Source organism: Bacillus sp. JH7 (assembly GCF_001563515.1).
GTDB lineage: Bacteria > Bacillota > Bacilli > Bacillales > Bacillaceae_G > Bacillus_A > Bacillus_A cereus.
This window is the reverse complement of the sequence record NZ_LPUS01000001.1, coordinates 326,242-344,021: the sequence shown is the minus strand read 5'-3', so window position 1 is coordinate 344,021 and position 17,780 is coordinate 326,242. Positions and strand designations below refer to the sequence as shown.

Below are 17,780 nucleotides of genomic sequence, written 5' to 3'. Positions count from 1 at the left end.
TACAAGGCATCATGAAAAAGATAATAATTATTTCTGCCACTACTATTGTAATCGGGATCACATCTTTCGCTTACTTTGGTTCTAAAACACCACTACATAATGAAGCAAAAGCTGTCGAAAGTCAAAAGCATAATAACCATAAAAAAGAAGAGATTCCTGCTTTTCCAAAAGCTGATCATAATGCAAAGAAAATAGACAATGACTTTTCAGTGGTAACAAATCCCAAATCTAATCTTGTCTTAATTAATAAACATCGAAAACTACCAGATGGATACATTCCTGAAGACTTAACGAGACCAAATGTACCATTTATTAGTCCAAAAGATAAAGAAAAAACATTGCTGCGAAAAGATGCTGCAGAGGCACTTGAAAACATGTTTAAAGCTGCGAAAAAAGAAGGACTTGATCTTACAGCTGTATCTGGTTATCGTTCATACAAACGCCAAAAATCGTTGCATGATACATACGTTAGACGCCAAGGAAAAGCCGAAGCTAATTCGGTAAGCGCAATTCCTGGTACAAGTGAACACCAAACGGGTTTAGCAATGGATATTAGTTCAAAATCAGCTAAATTTCAATTAGAGCCTATCTTCGGAGAGACAGCAGAAGGAAAATGGGTCGCAGAACACGCTCATGAATTCGGCTTTGTCATTCGTTACTTAGAAGATAAAACAGATACAACAGAATATGCATATGAACCATGGCACTTACGCTACGTTGGTAATCCATACGCTACATACCTATATAAACATCACTTAACATTAGAAGAAGCGATGGAAGACAAAAAATAAGAGAGCAAATTGCTCTCTTATTTTTCTTTCACTCTATTATTGTAGTAATTTCTTCTTCCATTCTTCAGGCCATGGTTCGCCTCTTCCTGTTTTTTTCGACGCTTGAACCATCATTCCACGACCTACTAAACAAACCTCTCCTGCTGCATTCTTCACCATATAATGTAAATCTAAAGAAGAATTCCCGACCGATCCTGCCTTTACATACACCTTCAGCTGTTCATCAAAATATATTTGCTTAATAAAATTACATTGTAAATCCGCAACAACGATCATCGTTTCTGATGATGCATGTGTCCACTCTTGCATAAATCCAAGTTCTTTAAACAACGCAATACGAGCTTCTTCAAAATAAGTAAAAGCAACGACATTATTTACATGTCCAAACATATCTACTTCACCAAAACGAACCTTTACAGGGTTGTAAAACGAAAAACCACTTTCCCATTGCTCAAAGTCTTCAATATAAGAAATCCTCTTCATTGTTATCTCCCCTTTTCACCTTTAAATAAACAGAATAAACAGAAAAATAAAGTTATAAATATTGCCTCTTCGATATGAAGAGGCAATATTTATTAATAGTTATTATCGCTACCAAAGAAATCTTTGAACGATTGAATTGTTGTATCACGGTTTAATGCCGCAATTGAAGTTGTTAAAGGAATACCCTTCGGACATGATTGCACACAGTTTTGAGAGTTACCACAGTTTGCTAGTCCTCCATCTCCCATAATTGCACGTAAGCGATCTGCTTTATGCATTTCACCCGTTGGATGTGAGTTGAATAAGCGAGCTTGTGATAACGGTGCTGGTCCAATAAAATCAGACTTACTGTTTACGTTTGGACATGATTCTAAGCAAACACCACATGTCATGCATTTTGAAAGCTCATAAGCCCATTGACGCTTTTTCTCAGGCATTCTTGGTCCTGGACCTAGGTCATACGTACCATCAATTGGAATCCACGCTTTAACGCGTTTTAGAGCATTAAACATGCGACTACGATCAACTTGCAAGTCACGTACAACCGGGAATGTCTTCATCGGTTTTAAGCGAATTGGTTGCTCTAATTGATCGATAAGTGCCGTACATGATTGACGTGGTTTTCCGTTAATCACCATCGAACATGCACCACATACTTCCTCTAAGCAGTTCATATCCCATGCAATCGGAGTTGTTTGGTTCCCTTTTGAATCAACGGGATTACGACGGATTTCCATAAGTGCTGAGATAATATTCATATTCGGACGATATGGAATTTCAAACTCTTGGTCAAACGCTTGCGCATCTGGCCCGTCTTGTCTCGTAATGATGAGGCGGATTGTTTTCTCAGACATGTTGTTTATCCCCCTTCTCTTCACCCTTAGCAGCTACATCGTGTTTTGAAGAATAATCACGTTTACGCGGTTTAATTAATGAAATATCAACGTCCTCGTAATGGAATGCTGGTGCATTTCCTTCTCCCTCAAATTTTGCCATCGTAGTTTTTAAGAAGTTTGCATCATCACGATTTGGGAATTCAGGTTTGTAATGCGCCCCACGGCTCTCATTACGGTTATATGCGCCAATTGTAATAACACGTGCTAACTCAAACATATTTGCAAGTTGGCGTGTAAATGAAGCACCTTGGTTACTCCATCTTGCTGTATCGTTAATGTTAATACGTTTGTAACGAGCCATTAATTCTTCAATTTTCGCATCTGTTTCTAATAATTTTTTATTTTCACGAACTACTGTAACGTTATCTGTCATCCATTCTCCAAGCTCTTTATGAAGAACATACGCATTTTCGTTACCATCCATCGTTAAAATATTGTTAAATTTCTCTGTTTCGATTAATTCATTTTGCTCATATACAGTAGATGAAACAGCATCAGATGATTTAGAAAGACCTTTCATATATTCAATTGCGTTTGGTCCTGCTACCATACCACCATAAATTGCTGATAATAGTGAGTTCGCACCAAGACGGTTACCACCGTGCATAGAATAATCACACTCACCTGCTGCAAATAAACCTGGAATATTTGTCATCTGTTTATAATCAACCCATAGTCCGCCCATTGAATAGTGAACAGCTGGGAAGATTTTCATCGGTAGTTTACGAGGATCATCCCCTGTAAATTTCTCATAGATTTCAATAATTCCACCTAGTTTAATATCTAGTTCTTTTGGATCTTTATGAGAAAGATCTAAGTACACCATGTTTTCACCGTTAATACCTAGTTTTTGCTCTACGCAAACATCAAAGATTTCACGCGTCGCGATGTCACGAGGTACAAGGTTTCCGTAAGCCGGATATTTTTCTTCTAAGAAGTACCATGGTTTACCATCTTTATATGTCCAAACACGTCCACCTTCACCACGTGCAGATTCACTCATAAGACGTAATTTATCGTCTCCAGGAATTGCCGTTGGGTGAATTTGAATGAACTCACCGTTTGCATAATATGCGCCTTGTTGATATACAGCAGAAGCTGCTGTACCTGTATTGATAATGGAGTTTGTTGATTTTCCGAAAATGATACCAGGGCCCCCTGTTGCCATAATTACGGCATCTGCTCCGAAACTTCTAATCTCCATAGTTTGTAAGTCTTGTGCAACGATTCCTCGGCACACACCTTCATCATCAACAACAGCTCGTAAGAAATCCCAACCTTCATATTTCGTTACAAGTCCTGCTACTTCGTGACGACGTACTTGTTCATCTAATGCGTAAAGTAATTGCTGTCCAGTTGTTGCACCAGCAAATGCTGTACGGTGATGTTGCGTTCCACCAAATCGACGGAAATCAAGAAGTCCTTCTTCCGTACGGTTGAACATAACACCCATACGGTCCATTAAATGAATGATACCAGGTGCTGCTTCACACATTGCTTTAACTGGTGGTTGGTTCGCTAAGAAGTCCCCACCATAAATTGTATCGTCAAAGTGGATCCATGGAGAATCCCCTTCACCTTTCGTATTTACGGCACCGTTAATTCCGCCCTGAGCACATACAGAATGTGAACGTTTTACTGGTACTAAAGAAAACAGTTCAACATTTACTCCTGCTTCTGCCGCTTTAATCGTTGCCATTAAGCCAGCCAAGCCACCGCCGACTACTATAAGTTTCCCTTTCATGCTCTCCCACTCCTTACTGGTTTGCTAGCTGTGGATCGATGAACGCTAATAATGCACTCACACCTACATAAGATAAACCTAAGAAAATAGCTAATGTTACATAAGTAGAGATTCTTTGTGAACGTGGAGATACTGTAATTCCCCAGCTGATGCAGAATGTCCATAGTCCATTTGCAAAGTGGAAAATTGTTGAAACAACACCAACTAAGTAGAATGCAAACATAGCTGGATTGTTTAAAATATCTGCCATCATATCATAGTTTACCTCTTTACCTAACATTGCTTGAATACGAGTTTCCCAGACATGCCAAGAAATGAAGATCAGCGTAACGATACCTGAAATTCTTTGGAAAACGAACATCCAGTTACGGAAATAACCGTAAGAAACCGCATTGTTCTTAGCTGTAAATGCAATATATAAGCCATATATAGCATGGTACAGTATCGGTAAAAAGATGATGAAAATTTCTAGCGCATACCGGAATGGAAGGAGCTCCATAAAGCCTGCAGCTTTGTTAAAAGCCTCTGCTCCTCGTGTTGCAAAGTTGTTTACAATTAAATGTTGCGTCAAAAAGACACCAACCGGGATGACCCCCATTAATGAGTGCCACTTACGAAACGTATACTCGCGGCCTTTCATGTCCCCATTACCCCCCTTGAATGTTTGACTGCTGTTTTCAGATTAGTTTATGACAATAATGTTTTTTCACTATTGGCATAAGAAAAACTGAAAAAATTATTCGAAATATTTCAGCATAATTTGATACCAAGTTCATTTTACTCCTATTTTTGTCGAAGCGTCAAGAAAACGTATACATAATTTGCATATAATTTGCCAATTCTTTTTTTCTTCTTATATATTCAGATTTTCCTAAAGAAAAATCTGTTTTTATAAATGTGAAATGTTATATAATAATCCCTATAGAAAGAGGGGAATATTGTGAGTAAAAATACAATCGATACAACATCTTTAGAAGATGTTTCATTGAACGCCTTCGCTTATGAATTGCTACGTGAAGAATTACTACCTGATTTAATCGGCAACGATTTAGATGGTATTTTATACTGGTCTGGTAGAAACCTTGCAAGAAAATATCCGCTAGAAACAATTGAAGAAGTCATTCAGTTCTTTGAAAAGGCTGGCTGGGGCACTTTAAGCATTGTTGAACATAAGCGTCGTGAAATGCAGTTCCAACTTAAAGGCACACTCATCGCAGAACGTCAAAAACAAAAACGACATTCTTCTTATCAACTAGAAGCCGGATTCATCGCTGAACAAATCCAAAAGCAACGGAACGTCGTTGCAGAGTCATACGAAGAAAAGAAAAAACGTTCTGACTCTATTACATTTCTTGTAAAATGGGATATAAAAGATCTCATTGAAGTGTAAGCATTACCTACAGTCAACTAGACATATCAGTTTAGTTGACTTTTTTGTATTTTCATTCAGATGCGTTTATTTTAAATCTTCAGAAATTATACCAAAAAACAGAAGACGTTGTAAACTACAACGTCTTCTTATCTGTTAAATACGTATAAATCGTCTCCGCGACATTTTTCGGCATACCCGCTTCGACAAATTCCTCTATAGAAGCTTCTTTCATCTTCTTTAATGAACCAAAATGTTTTAACAATACCTTTTTCCGTTTATCACCGATTCCTGGAATATCATCCAATGCTGATTGAATGACAGATTTCCCATGTAATTGACGATGGAATGTAATCGCAAATCGATGCACCTCATCTTGAATACGCTGCAATAAATAAAATTCTTGGCTATTTCTCTCAAGCATCACAGGTTCCGGTGGATCCCCAATAATTAAATGGGAGGTTTTATGTTTATCATCTTTTACAAGACCTGCCATCGGAATATATAATCCGAGCTCATTCTCTAAAATATCACTTGCAGCCGCTAGATGGCCTTTTCCTCCATCAATAATAATCAAATCAGGTAAAGGTGAATTTTCTTTAAGCGCCCTTGTATAACGGCGCCTCACAACTTCTCTCATAGACTCATAATCATCTGGTCCTTGAACCGTTTTAATTTTATATTTTCGATACTCTTTCTTCGCCGGTTTCCCATCGATAAAAGCAATCATTGCAGAAACGGGATTTGTTCCTTGAATATTTGAGTTATCAAACGCTTCAATACGATATGGCGTTTCAATCCCAAGCTGCTTCCCTAAATGATCTACCGCTTTAATCGTTCGTTCTTCATCACGTTCAATTAAGTAAAACTTCTCTTCAAGAGCAATCTTCGCATTTTTATTTGCCAATTCTACAAGGTCTTTTTTCTTACCACGTTTCGGCTGCGTCGCTTCCACTTCTAAAAAGCGCTCTACTAATTCCGAGTCTATACTTCCTGGAACGACAATCTCCTTCGGCTTAAAATGACTACTGTTTTCATAAAATTGGCCGATAAACGTTAAAAAACCCTCTTCTGGTTCATCGTAAATTGGAAACATAGAAACATCACGTTCAATTAGCTTTCCTTTTCGAACGAAGAAAACTTGAACACACATCCATCCTTTATCCACTGCATATCCAAACACATCACGATCCACTAAGTCACTCATAATCATCTTTTGTTTTTCCATAATCGCATCAATATGAGCAATTTGATCACGCAACTCTTTTGCACGTTCAAACTCTAGTTTCTCTGAAGCCTCATACATTTTTATTTCTAGTTCTGAACGAACTTCTTTATGTCCACCATTTAAAAACTTAATAATTTCATCTACAATTTCTTTATTTTGTTCTTCCGTCACTTCTTTCACACAAGGTGCTAAACATTGACCCATATGATAATACAAACAAACTTTATCTGGCATATTCGTGCATTTCCGAAGTGGATACATACGATCTAGCAGTTTTTTCGTTTCATGAGCAGATTGTGCATTTGGATAAGGACCAAAATATTTCCCTTTATCTTTTTTTACGTTTCGAGTAATGAGTAAGCGAGGTTGCTTCTCCGCTGTAATTTTAATAAAAGGATATGTTTTATCATCTTTTAATTGAATATTATATTTCGGATCATATTTTTTAATTAGATTTAACTCTAAAATAAGTGCTTCTAAATTCGAAGAAGTTACAATATATTCAAAATCAACAATTTCTCCTACAAGCCGCAGTGTTTTCCCATCATGTGAACCAGTAAAGTACGAGCGCACACGATTTTTAAGCACTTTTGCCTTTCCGACATATATAACCGTTCCTTGCTTATCTTTCATCAAATAACAACCAGGTTGATCTGGTAAAATAGCCAACTTCTCTTTCAAATGTTCGTGCACTCGTCTCCCTCCATTTCTACATACTTAGCATTTTTATTTTCCCTTGAAAACATACTATGCCCAAACACCCAACATACGTTCTTTTATTGTAACGGAAAGACTGTAAAAAAGAAAATAAAAAAAGCTACCAAATGGTAGCTTTTTTATTTTAGAAGTGTTTAGAAACTAATTCTACTAACGCTTCTTTCGGTTTGTAACCTAACGCTTGATCAACTACTTTACCGTCTTTTAATACGAAAAGAGCTGGAATGCTCATTACTTCGAATTGACGAGCAGTTTCTTGGTTTTCATCAACGTCTACTTTTACTACTTTTACTTTTTCGCCTAGTTCTGCATCGATTTCCTCTAATACAGGAGCGATCATTTTACAAGGTCCACACCAAGGTGCCCAGAAATCTAATAATACAACACCTTCGCTAGTTTCAGCTGCGAAGCTTTGGTCATTTGCGTTTACAATTGCCATTTTATTTCCTCCTTCAAGTATATTCTACCAAGAGTATATCATTAACTTATATACGTGGCGAATAATATGTATCGTTATGTATTGTAACAAAAAAATGTTCCTTTATACTATATAAAAATACGGATTAAATACTAAAAAGATGAGAGACAGGGGATCTCTCACCTTTTTCTATATATAGGGGTACTTCACTTGGAACTCAAGGGTACTAAAATCATGAATGTACTTTTAACTTTTTAAACTCTTCTGTTAAGAGAGGTACAACTTCGAATAAGTCACCGACAATACCGTAGTCAGCTACTTTAAAGATACTTGCTTCTGGATCTTTATTAATCGCAACGATTATTTTTGAGTTAGACATACCTGCTAAATGCTGAATCGCACCAGAAATACCACATGCAATGTATAAGTCTGGGGTAACAACTTTACCAGTTTGACCAATTTGTAATGAGTAATCACAGTATTCAGCGTCACAAGCACCACGAGATGCCCCAACAGCGCCGCCTAGTACGTCAGCTAACTCTTTTAATGGTTTAAAGCCTTCTTCACTCTTCACACCGCGTCCACCAGCGATAATAACTTTCGCTTCAGAAAGATCCACACCTTCTGCTGTTTTACGGACAACATCTTGAATGATTGTACGTAAATCTTTCACATCAACTGTAATAGAAGATACGTCACCGCTGCGAGACTCATCTTTTTCCAGAGTTGCAATGTTATTTGGACGCACTGTCGCAAATAAGATGCCGTCTGTTACAATCTTCTTCTCGAATGCTTTACCAGAGTAAATTGGACGAGTGAAGATAACATTTCCACCTTCAACCTCTAAAGCAGTTACGTCAGAAATTAAACCAGCTTCAAGCTTCGCTGCTAATTTTGGTGATAAATCTTTGCCAAGTGCTGTATGTCCAAAGACAATACCTTCTGGATTTTCTTCAGCATGTACAGCTAAAAACGCTTGTGCATAACCATCAGATGTATATGATTTTAATTTATCATTTTCAACTGTCACAACGCGATCTGCACCGTAATGAATCAATTCATTTGCAAAAGAGGCAACGCTGTCTCCAATTAGAAGACCTACTACTTCACCGCCTTCTGCAATTGTTTTTGCTGCTGCTACCGCTTCAAAAGAAACGTTACGTAGCGATCCATCACGAACTTCACCCATTACTAATACTTTACGAGCCATAGATTTTCCCTCCTGCATATATAATTTCGTATTTTATTAGATTACTTTCGCTTCTGTATGGAGCAACGATACAAGTTCTTTTACTTGATCTTGCAGCTCGCCTTGTAACACTTTTCCTGCATCTTTCTTAGGAGGCAAATAGATTTCAATTGTTTTTGTCTTTGCTTCCACATCATCTTCTTCTAAATCTAAATCATCTAATTCTAATTCTTCTAGCGGCTTTTTCTTCGCTTTCATAATACCTGGAAGCGATGGATAACGCGGTTCATTTAAACCTTGCTGTGCTGTTACTAAAACTGGTAATGAAGTTGCAATCACTTCTGTATCACCTTCAACATCACGCTCAATCTTCACATTTGTACCGTCAATTTCAAGTTTTGTAATTGTCGTTACATATGGAATATTTAACGCTTCAGCTACGCGTGGTCCTACTTGTCCAGATGCACCATCAATTGCAACGTTTCCGCCTAAAATTAAATCTGCATCTTTATCTTTTAAATATTCAGCAAGCACTTTTGCTGTCGTGAACTGGTCACCATTTTCTACATCATCTTCAATATTAATTAATACGGCTTTATCACAGCCCATTGCTAATGCAGTACGAAGTTCTTTCTCACTATCTTCGCCACCGACTGTTACAACTGTAACTTCTCCACCTTGTGCGTCTCTTACTTGAATTGCTTCTTCAATTGCATATTCATCGTAAGGGTTGATGATGAATTCCGCTTCGCCATCGTAAATTGCACCGTTTTTAATTACGATTTTTTCTTCTGTATCAAATGTTCGTTTCATGAGTACGTAGATGTTCATTCCATTTACCCCCTTGTTTTTCAGAAAGATTCTATCAATTTTAATTTTCTGTTAATTTATATTAAAAAAATAATTGAACTACCTGCCACTAAATGAAGGTTTACGCTTTTCTAAAAATGCAGCTACACCTTCTCTTCCATCTTCACTCGTAAATACTTCACCAAAAATCTGTGATTCACGTTGTACACCTTCATAGTAATGAGACGATTTTGTCGTTTGCAATAACTCTAGTACAGCACGAGTTGTTGCTGGACTTTTTCCAGCAATTTGTTTTGCAACTTTAAGCGTATCATCTAAAAGAGATTCTTCAGAGAACAATCCGTTAACAAGTCCCCACTTTAATGCTTCTGCACCAGTAATTGGTGTACTTGTTAACATCATTTCACAAGCTTTCGCTTTCCCAACATAACGTGGTAAGCGCTGTGTACCTGCAAAGCCAGGAATTAATCCAAGTGTTAATTCAGGTAAACCAAGTTTTGCACTTTCAGTTGCAAAGCGCATGTGGCAAGACATAGCAAACTCAAGGCCGCCGCCCAGTGCCGCTCCATGAATTGCCGCAATAACTGGTTTTGAACATTTTTCAACACGCTCAAACGTAGCTTGTCCAAGCTGTGCTAATTCTGTTGCTTGCTTCGCTTCAGTAACAGATGTAAATTCTTTAATATCTGCTCCCGCTGAGAAGAAACGTCCTTCACCATGAATAACAACAACACGAATGTTATCATCCTTTTCCACTTGATCAATTAATTCAGTAACATCATGCATAACTTGTGAAGACATCGCATTCGCTGGTGCGTGATTTAATGTCGCCACCGCGATATGATCTTCAACTCTTACAGATAGGAATTTCAACATGATCCCTCCCATTATTGACGATAACCACAAGCTGCAATAAGTAGCCCGTGTACCGTTTTTGAAAGTGCGACCAGATCATACTTATGATCGCTCATTACCCAATTGGTCACAACTTCATCTACTGTTCCAAAGATCATTTGTCTTGCCACGCGAACATTTAAATCTGCTTGAAATTCACCTTGTTTTATACCAGTCTCTAAAATCTCATCCATAACTTGTAAGTAGCCTTTTAATACTTCATTTATTTTAAGGCGCAAGTCTTGATTGGACTGCCTTAGCTCTAATTGCGTAACGATAGCAAGAGGATCATTTTGCGACAACAGCAAGAAGTGCGTTTCTACCAACATGAATAACTTCGATACAGCGCTTTCAATTCCTGCTGTTTTTTGACGAATTGTTTCGACAAATTCTCCCATCTTCTCTTGGAATAAGGATATTAATATATCTTCTTTATTTTTAAAATATAAATAAATCGTGCCATCAGCTACCCCAGCTTGCTTTGCGATTTTAGAAACTTGCGCTTGGTGGTACCCATTCTCCGCAATCACAATGACTGCCGCATCAATAATTTGATTGTATTTCGGTCTATTTTTCTTCACTTTACTGTCCCCTTCAAGAAGATGACTGAATGAATAGTCATTCATATTCTTATAATACTGACTATTTAGAAAAGTGTCAATCCTATTTTTTCAAAAAGAAAGGGCCTTAGCCCGTTTGCTCATCCTCATTCTTTCTCTTCTCTTCATCTATTAGAACACGGCGTAAAATTTTCCCTACTGTCGTTTTTGGCAATTCATCTCTAAACTCATATACTTTCGGCACTTTATAAGCCGCTAAATATTTACGTGCAAACTGATTTAATTCTTCCTCAGAGCACTCCGTACCTTCTTTTAACACAACAAATGCTTTAACTGTCTCTCCTCGGTACGGATCTGGAACTCCAATTGTCACTACTTCTTGCACTTTTTCATGCTCATATAATACTTCTTCAACTTCACGAGGATACACATTAAATCCACTCGCGACAATCATATCTTTCTTGCGATCTTTTACATAGAAAAATCCATCTTCATCCATGTAGCCAACATCACCTGTATGGAGCCAGCCATCTTGCAATACAGCCGCTGTTTCCTCTGGCTTATTCCAGTATCCTTTCATAATTTGAGGACCTTTCACTACAATTTCCCCTATTTCTCCTGGCGGTAATGCCTCACCAGTCTCAAGTGACATAATGATCGCTTCTGTATCTGGCCACGGAACTCCAATGCTACCTGGCACTCGCTTTTCCCATAAAAAATTACTATGTGTAACTGGAGAGGATTCTGTTAAACCATATCCCTCTACTAGTTTACCACCTGTAACTGTTTCGAACTTTTCCTGTACTTCTACTGGCAGTGGTGCTGATCCACTAATACAAGCACGAATAGAAGAAATATCGTATTCTTTTAAAAGCGGACTATTTAAAAGAGCGATATAAATAGTTGGTGCCCCTGGAAACAATGTCACTTTATGCTTCTTAATCGCTTCAAAAACCATTTTCATATCAAACTTTGGAATAAGGACCATTTTGTATCCTTGCATAATACTTAAATTCATAACAGCTGTCATACCATAAACATGGAAAAATGGAAGAACCCCAAGAACGACTTCTTCTCCTTCTTTGCAATTATATAACCATTGAACTCCCATTAACGTGTTAGAGACGAGGTTTTTATGCGTTAACATAACTCCTTTCGGAAATCCGGTTGTTCCTCCTGTGTACTGTAAAAGGGCTAGATCATTTTCAGGATCACAAGGCACCTCAACATTCGTATTCACTTCTTTTTCTACTGAATTCCAAAGATGAATCGTTTCACTCTCTGATACTTTCACAACTAAATTCGACTGTTTTTTCTGCACAAATGGATACAATAGATTTTTAGGGAATGGTAAAAAGTCTGCAATACGAGTTACGATAATATGCTCAATTTTTGTAGCAGATTGAACATTCGTTACTCTTGGAAACACTAAATCGAGACAAAGAATTACTTTTGCTCCCGAGTCATGAAGCTGATATTCTAATTCTCTTTCTGTATACAGTGGATTTGTTTGTACTACGATACCTCCCGCAAGTAATGTGCCGTAATAACCAATTACAGCTTGCGGACAATTTGGCAACATAATAGCAACTCGATCACCCTTTTCCACACCGAGCTTTTGAAGATAATTTGCAAACCTCTTCACCTTATCATGGAAGTCCGAAAACGTAATATCCTTCCCTAAAAAGTGAAGCGCTTTCTTTTCTGGGTAGCGAGAAGCCATCTGTTCTACATATCTATGAAGCGGCTGAATATCATAAGAAATCGTACTCGGAATTTCCTCTGGATAACTTTTCAACCATGGTTTTTCCACCTTCATTCCCCCTTCAAATACATAAAAATAAATGAATGTTCATTCATGATGGTTATTTTTATTATATTATAGTCACCATAGCGTTACAATCATAATATTCTGACTTTTGTATAACTATGCTTTACTTCATTAACTTCTTATTATATGTAGAAACTCTCTTAATCTTAAAAGAGTAAGAGAGTTATAGTTTAACTTAATCTTATTATCGTTAACACTGCTCCTGGAGTAGTTGTTGATAATGTTGCGACAGCTAACAAACCAAATAATTGTAAGCTAATAGCATCTCCTGCTGCAAGAGTTGTAATGATTGTTGCACTAAATGATGTGGTTGCTACCGCAGGAGCATTAATCGTCCCAGCAAGTGCCCCTCCATTAATTGTAATCCGTGAACTAACTAATAATGAAGCCGTTATATTAATCGAATATGAAATATAGTAATTTCCAGCATTTGCAACCGTAAATACTGTATTTCCCCCGGAAACCGTAATACCTGGACCGATGTTTTGATTATTTGGAAGCGGGACATTCGTTCCACCTAGAAGTACTGATATCGCTGTTCCCGACGTATTATTTGCAAATGCATATGTCGCCGTGATACTTGTACCTGTAGCTCCGGTTGAGCCTGTCGCTCCCGTTGCTCCTGTTATTCCTGTCGCTCCTGTTGGACCCGTTGCTCCTGTTATTCCTGTCGCTCCCGTTGGACCCGTTGTTCCTGTTATTCCCGTCGCTCCTGTTATTCCTGTCGCTCCTGTTGGACCCGTTGCTCCTGTTATTCCTGTCGCTCCCGTTGGACCCGTTGCTCCTGTTATTCCCGTCGCTCCTGTTATTCCTGTCGCTCCTGTTGGACCCGTTGCTCCCGTTGGACCTGTGTCGCCTGTCGCTCCCGTTGGACCTGTTGAACCTGTTGAACCTATCGCTCCCGTTGGACCTGTTGAACCTGTCGCTCCCGTTGGACCTGTTGAACCTATCGCTCCCGTTGGACCTGTTGAACCTGTCGCTCCCGTTGGACCTGTTGAACCTGTCGCTCCCGTTGGACCTGTTGAACCTGTCGCTCCCGTTGGACCTGTTGAACCTGTCGCTCCCGTTGGACCTGTTGAACCTGTCGCTCCCGTTGGGCCTGTTGCTCCTGTTGGGCCTGTTGAACCTGTCGCTCCCGTTGGGCCTGTTGCTCCTGTTGGGCCTGTTGCCCCCGTCGGACCTGTATCGCCTGTTACTCCTGTTGCCCCCGTCGGACCTGTTGGACCAACTTTAGGCACTGTCCCATCGCAACTAAAACAGCATGAATCAACATGTACACCATTTTGATTATTACATCCACAATATCCATTTACGTTATTGCTCCATGAAGACATGTTGATCACTTCCTTTACATGCAATCTTTTAAGTACAATCACCGAGTTAAAAAAATCTATCTAAATAACAAAGAAATACTTTACCTATTAGGGATAAACACAGGTTTATTCCATACATTCTAGTAATTATTACATGCTATTCTCACTCCTTTTGCTTGTACTTTCGCCCCATCTCCACAGATTATTAACCATACACATTACACTTTCGTACACAGCCAAGTTCCCATTTAAACTTTCCACATTCGCCAATCTTTTTAGTAAAGAGGCTTATTCTTCATAAATAGCGACTATAACATATAAAAATCTGTATAATTTGTTGTTTTTAGTCGAAATTTTAAAAAAATATTGACACTTAATTTATCCTCATAGTATGATTTGGTTGTTGTAATTGATAACCATTTTCACTTACGGTACTAGTTACAAAAAACACTTAATTTGGGGGCAGAAGATGAAGAAAATTCTCAGTATTTTCATAGTGATTCTTTTATTCGCTGTTGGATGCGGACAGCAAAAAGAGGAGAAAAAAGAAACAAAAGCGGACAATAAAAATCAAGCTATAACAATTAAACACGCTGAAGGGGAAACGAAGTTAGATAAACCAGCGAAAAAAGTAGTTGTACTTGAGTGGGTATATTCAGAAGACTTATTAGCACTTGGTGTTCAGCCAGTAGGGATGGCAGACATTAAGAATTATAATAAATGGGTAAATACAAAAACAAAACCGAGTAAAGATGTTGTAGATGTAGGGACACGTCAACAACCAAACTTAGAAGAAATTAGCCGTTTAAAACCAGACTTAATTATCACAGCTTCATTCCGTGGTAAAGCAATTAAAAATGAATTAGAGCAAATTGCACCAACAGTTATGTTTGATCCATCAACAAGTAATAACGATCACTTTGCTGAAATGACAGAAACATTTAAACAAATTGCAAAAGCAGTTGGAAAAGAAGAAGAAGGTAAAAAAGTATTAGCTGATATGGATAAAGCATTCGCTGATGCAAAAGCAAAAATTGAGAAAGCAGACTTAAAAGATAAAAACATAGCAATGGCACAAGCATTTACTGCTAAAAACGTACCAACATTCCGTATCTTAACTGACAATTCTTTAGCTTTACAAGTTACAAAAAAATTAGGTTTAACAAATACTTTTGAAGCAGGAAAATCTGAGCCAGATGGTTTCAAACAAACAACTGTAGAATCATTACAAAGTGTACAAGATTCAAACTTCATTTACATTGTAGCGGATGAAGATAACATTTTTGACACGCAACTAAAAGGCAACCCTGCTTGGGAAGAATTAAAGTTCAAAAAAGAAAACAAAATGTATAAATTAAAAGGCGATACTTGGATTTTCGGTGGTCCTGAGTCTGCAACATCTTTAGCAACACAAGTAGCAGATGTAATGACAGCAAAGAAGTGATTACACGATGAATAGCTTACAACACACACTTCGAGCAAGTCTTGTATTCGGAGGAGGAGCAGCTCTCTTGCTCCTCCTTTTCTTTATTCATATCGGACAAGGTCAAGCAAACATTTCCTATAGTATGATTATTGATGCTCTTATCTCACCGAACCAATCACTAGAACATCAAACTTTAATCATGCTTCGATTACCTAGAGCTGTAATTGCCATTTTAGCTGGAGGCGCTCTTGCTGCATCAGGGGTTATTTTACAAACGTTAACGAAAAATCCACTTGCTGAATCCAGTACAATGGGTATTCACTCTGGCGCATATTTCTTTCTAGTAGCGGCTACAATTTTCTTACCGAAAGGTTTACAAATTAATTCTCTTCTGTTCACATTTATCGGCGGTGCTATTACTGCTTTATTTGTATACCGTATTTCTGGTGGAAAAAAGGGAACCCCACTTAGAATGGCATTAGCTGGTATGGTCGTTACATTAATGCTCTCTGCCTTTACCGGAACGATGCAGCTTTTCTATGAAAATGAAACAGCTGGTTTATTTTTATGGGGAGCTGGCTCTCTTATTCAAAATAACTGGGATGGCGTTCAATTTGCTTTTCCATTTATCATTATTTCTTTCCTAGTTTTACTATTTATGTCTCGTAAACTCAACATTCTCTTACTTGGTGATGATGTTGCTGTTTCTCTTGGTGAAAAAACAGCAGTAACACGTCTTATCGCCTTCATTGCTGCAATCTTTTTAACAGCAGTAATTGTTACTGTTGTTGGACCAATTGGATTTGTCGGCTTAGTTGCGCCTCATTTAATGCGCCTTATCGGATACCGTCAACACTTTACTCTTCTTCTCTCTTCTTTCTTATGGGGGGCAGTATTATTACTTGGAGCAGATGTTGTCGGTAGATTAATAGATCCAACCGGTGCAGAACTTCCTGTTGGGGCAGTCACAGCAATGATTGGATCTCCTTGGCTTATTTACTTAGTGTACCGAATGATGAAGTCGAAACAATATATGAATGATAACGGTGCGAATGCAGCTGGAGCTAGTTCCCGCTATTACTCTTATAAAAAGGTAATCATTATATCTATCACACTTTGCATTGTGACGATTGCTCTTGGTGTTACAATCGGTAGTAACGCTTATATCGAAAGTATTACAAATGTTATATCAGGTCAATTAACACTATTTGACAAAAACATGATGATGAATCTTCGTTTACCAAGAATGCTCGTTGCTGCTATTGCTGGCGCATGCCTTGCAATAAGTGGGCTTGTTTTCCAAGGTATATTACGAAATCCACTTGCCGATCCTTCTATTATTGGTATTTCATCGGGAGCTGGTGTTGGTGCTTTAACTATTATGTATGTCTTTCCTGCACTTCCTGGTTTCTTTCTACCAATTGGTGCATTTATCGGCGGACTACTTGCAGTAGGAATTGTCCTCTTCTTTTCATGGAAATCAGGATTTAGCCCAACAGCCCTTGCTTTAATAGGAATTGGTATTTCTGCACTTGGCTCGGCAATTATTCAAATCTTTATCGTTAGAGCCAATTTGAATGTTGCCGCTGCTTTAACATGGTTATCTGGCAGTACGTATGCAAGAGGATGGAATCACTTAGAAAATATCATTCTATATCCATCTCTAATTCTTGTATTCATTATCTTTTTCTTAATAAAACAACTTGACGTTCTCGTACTTGGAGACGATTTAGCAACTGGACTTGGGCAACCAGTAAATAAAACACGTCTTGCTCTGATTGTGCTAGCGACACTACTTGCATCAGTAAATATCGCTGCTGTCGGTACAATTGCCTTTTTAGGCCTTGTCGCACCTCACTTAGCAAGAATTATTGTTGGTATGAATCATCAAAGACTATTCGTTTGTTCAGCACTATTTGGAGCAATCCTTCTTTCTGTTGCTGACTTACTTGGACGTACAATCGCATATCCGAAAGAAATTCCTTCTGGTCTTGTCGTTGCTGTACTTGGAGCACCTTATTTCTTATGGTTGATGAGGAAGAGCGGGAAGAAAGTTAATTAAAAAGGAGGCTTCGTTTTAGAAGCCTCCTTTTTATATACTAAATAAAGTG

General features: G+C 38.1%; 16 protein-coding genes. 4 read left to right on the top strand and 12 right to left on the bottom strand.

The annotated features are described in order from the left end of the window. The first annotated feature begins 11 nt into the window (after positions 1-11). Positions 12-791 carry a M15 family metallopeptidase gene (locus tag AU379_RS01885; RefSeq protein ID WP_000720201.1) on the top strand — a complete coding sequence of 260 codons (780 nt, stop codon included), beginning with the start codon at positions 12-14 and terminating at the stop codon, positions 789-791. A 36-nt stretch (positions 792-827) separates the two neighbouring features. Here AU379_RS01885 and AU379_RS01880 read toward each other — a convergent pair whose 3' ends face one another. The 4 genes from AU379_RS01880 to sdhC all read right to left on the bottom strand — a co-directional run bounded on the left by AU379_RS01880 (position 828) and on the right by sdhC (position 4,554). Continuing rightward, a complete protein-coding gene (locus AU379_RS01880) occupies positions 828-1,274 on the bottom strand; it encodes a thioesterase family protein (protein WP_000822734.1) in 447 nt (148 codons plus the stop codon). A 92-nt stretch (positions 1,275-1,366) separates the two neighbouring features. Further along, a complete protein-coding gene (gene sdhB / locus AU379_RS01875; RefSeq protein ID WP_001291827.1) occupies positions 1,367-2,128 on the bottom strand; it encodes a succinate dehydrogenase iron-sulfur subunit in 762 nt (253 codons plus the stop codon). Further along, positions 2,121-3,914, bottom strand: coding sequence for a succinate dehydrogenase flavoprotein subunit (gene sdhA, locus AU379_RS01870; RefSeq protein ID WP_000676750.1), 1,794 nt, complete (start codon positions 3,912-3,914; stop codon positions 2,121-2,123). Before sdhA ends, sdhB begins: the two co-directional genes overlap by 8 nt. Positions 3,915-3,927: 13 nt before the next feature. After that, positions 3,928-4,554 carry a succinate dehydrogenase cytochrome B558 gene (gene sdhC, locus AU379_RS01865; RefSeq protein WP_000678354.1) on the bottom strand — a complete coding sequence of 209 codons (627 nt, stop codon included), beginning with the start codon at positions 4,552-4,554 and terminating at the stop codon, positions 3,928-3,930. A 300-nt stretch (positions 4,555-4,854) separates the two neighbouring features. On the opposite strand from sdhC, the gene AU379_RS01860 reads away from it, so the two are divergent. Next, on the top strand, positions 4,855-5,304 hold the full coding sequence (locus AU379_RS01860) for a YslB family protein (protein ID WP_000042226.1): 450 nt from the start codon (positions 4,855-4,857) through the stop codon (positions 5,302-5,304). Between the two features lie 115 nt (positions 5,305-5,419). On the opposite strand, the gene uvrC is transcribed toward AU379_RS01860, so the two are convergent. The 8 genes from uvrC to AU379_RS01820 all read right to left on the bottom strand — a co-directional run bounded on the left by uvrC (position 5,420) and on the right by AU379_RS01820 (position 14,264). Beyond that, positions 5,420-7,204, bottom strand: coding sequence for an excinuclease ABC subunit C (gene uvrC, locus AU379_RS01855; protein ID WP_000544296.1), 1,785 nt, complete (start codon positions 7,202-7,204; stop codon positions 5,420-5,422). A gap of 148 nt (positions 7,205-7,352) precedes the next feature. Further along, complete coding sequence (gene trxA, locus AU379_RS01850) at positions 7,353-7,667, bottom strand: thioredoxin (protein WP_001018943.1); 315 nt, start codon at positions 7,665-7,667, stop codon at positions 7,353-7,355. Between the two features lie 211 nt (positions 7,668-7,878). Further along, complete coding sequence (etfA, locus tag AU379_RS01845) at positions 7,879-8,856, bottom strand: electron transfer flavoprotein subunit alpha (RefSeq protein WP_000101943.1); 978 nt, start codon at positions 8,854-8,856, stop codon at positions 7,879-7,881. 36 nt (positions 8,857-8,892) lie between these two features. Further along, positions 8,893-9,666: an electron transfer flavoprotein subunit beta gene (gene etfB, locus AU379_RS01840; protein WP_001029028.1), complete on the bottom strand. Its 774-nt coding sequence runs from the start codon at positions 9,664-9,666 to the stop codon at positions 8,893-8,895. Between the two features lie 78 nt (positions 9,667-9,744). Continuing rightward, positions 9,745-10,521 carry an enoyl-CoA hydratase gene (locus tag AU379_RS01835; RefSeq protein ID WP_061138930.1) on the bottom strand — a complete coding sequence of 259 codons (777 nt, stop codon included), beginning with the start codon at positions 10,519-10,521 and terminating at the stop codon, positions 9,745-9,747. A gap of 11 nt (positions 10,522-10,532) precedes the next feature. Beyond that, a complete protein-coding gene (locus tag AU379_RS01830) occupies positions 10,533-11,165 on the bottom strand; it encodes a TetR/AcrR family transcriptional regulator (protein WP_002001012.1) in 633 nt (210 codons plus the stop codon). Positions 11,166-11,226: 61 nt separating this feature from the next. Continuing rightward, entirely contained in the window at positions 11,227-12,912 is a 1,686-nt protein-coding gene (locus AU379_RS01825; protein ID WP_003310958.1) for a long-chain-fatty-acid--CoA ligase, read from the bottom strand. Positions 12,913-13,100: 188 nt separating this feature from the next. Continuing rightward, positions 13,101-14,264 (bottom strand): collagen-like protein, encoded by a 1,164-nt coding sequence (locus tag AU379_RS01820; RefSeq protein ID WP_061138929.1) that lies wholly within the window; start codon positions 14,262-14,264, stop codon positions 13,101-13,103. Positions 14,265-14,712: 448 nt separating this feature from the next. Between AU379_RS01820 and AU379_RS01815 the strand changes: the two genes are divergently transcribed. Together AU379_RS01815 and fhuB are read left to right on the top strand one after the other, a co-directional pair. Further along, positions 14,713-15,687: an iron-siderophore ABC transporter substrate-binding protein gene (locus AU379_RS01815; RefSeq protein ID WP_000722814.1), complete on the top strand. Its 975-nt coding sequence runs from the start codon at positions 14,713-14,715 to the stop codon at positions 15,685-15,687. A 7-nt stretch (positions 15,688-15,694) separates the two neighbouring features. Beyond that, positions 15,695-17,731, top strand: a complete 2,037-nt coding sequence (gene fhuB / locus AU379_RS01810; RefSeq protein WP_001087098.1) for a Fe(3+)-hydroxamate ABC transporter permease FhuB — start codon at positions 15,695-15,697, stop codon at positions 17,729-17,731. Positions 17,732-17,780 lie beyond the last annotated feature (49 nt).